This window comes from Phenylobacterium sp., assembly GCF_030697925.1.
In the GTDB taxonomy this organism is placed as follows: Bacteria; Pseudomonadota; Alphaproteobacteria; order Caulobacterales; family Caulobacteraceae; genus Phenylobacterium.
Window position 1 is genome coordinate 1 of the sequence record NZ_JAUYOJ010000238.1, and the last position, 1,409, is coordinate 1,409.

Here is a 1,409-nt window from a genome sequence, read left to right on the forward strand (position 1 = left end):
ACTTGCACCTGCTGGGCGAAGTCACCACACCGCAAGCCTTCGCCGGGCTGCGCGCCCGCGGCATGCAGGTGCGCCGTCCGGACCGGACGCTCGCGGTGGCCGACCACAACATCCCCACCGAGGGCCAGGCTCTCGGCGTCGAAGCCGTGGCCGACGAGGAAGCCCGTCTGCAGCTTCAGACCCTCTATCGGAACGTCAAGGACAACGGCATCGAGTTCTTCCCCATGGGCGACATCCGCAACGGGATCGTCCACGTGGTGGGTCCCGAGCAGGGCCGCACCCAGCCGGGCATGACCATCGTCTGCGGCGACAGCCACACCTCCACCCACGGCGCCTTCGGAGCCCTGGCCCAGGGGATCGGCACCTCGGAGGTCGAGCATGTGCTGGCCACCCAGACCCTGCGCCAGAAAAAGTCGAAGAACCTGCGGGTGACCATCGACGGGACCCCGGCCCCCGGCGTCGGCGCGAAGGACTTCGCCCTGGCCGTCATCGGCGCGATCGGCACCGCCGGCGGCACCGGCTCGGTTATCGAATTCGCCGGCGAGGCCATCCGCGGCCTCTCGATGGAAGGCCGCATGACGCTCTGCAACCTGACCATCGAGGGCGGCGCTCGCGCAGGCCTGGTGGCCCCGGACCAGAAGACCTTCGACTACATGATGGGCCGCCCGGCCGCGCCCAAGGGGGCCGCCTGGGAGATGGCGCTCTCCTACTGGAAGACGCTCTATTCCGACGAAGATGCGGTGTTCGACCGCGAGGTCCGGCTGGACGCCGCCAGGATCGCGCCCCTGGTCACCTGGGGCACCAGCCCCGAGGACGTCATCGCCGTGACCGACGCGGTCCCCGCCCCCGAGAGCTTCGCCAGTCCCGACAAACGCGCCTCGGCCGAGCGGGCGCTAGACTATATGGGCCTGGCCGCCGGCCAGCCGATCAGCGACGCTCGGATCGACGTCGTCTTCATCGGCTCGTGCACCAACAGCCGCATCGAGGACCTGCGCGCCGCCGCGGCGATCGTGCAGCACGCCTTCCTCCACGGCCGCCTGGTGGCCCCCCACGTGCGGGCCATGGTGGTTCCAGGCTCCGGCCTGGTGAAGGCCCAGGCCGAGGAAGAAGGCCTCGACGCCATTTTCAAGGCCGCGGGCTTCGACTGGCGCGAGCCGGGCTGCTCCATGTGCCTGGGCATGAACCCCGACCGCCTGGCGCCGGGCGAACGCTGCGCCTCGACCTCCAACCGCAACTTCGAGGGCCGTCAGGGCCGGGGCGGACGCACCCACCTGATGAGCCCGGCCATGGCCGCCGCCGCCGCCATCGCCGGCCACATCGCCGACGTGCGGGACTTCATCTGATCCGGCTCAGATCCGGCCTTCGCGGGTGACGGCTCATGGCCGTTTCCAACGCAAACGCCTTAGTCG

1 protein-coding gene is annotated in these 1,409 nt (G+C 70.3%); it reads left to right on the forward strand.

Features of this window, described 5'->3' with window-relative positions; all coding sequences use genetic code 11:
- Positions 1–1,343: 3-isopropylmalate dehydratase large subunit (leuC, locus tag Q8Q88_RS23470; RefSeq protein WP_305677597.1), on the forward strand; the 1,343-nt coding region annotated here is incomplete at its 5' end.
- Positions 1,344–1,409: the final 66 nt, after the last annotated feature.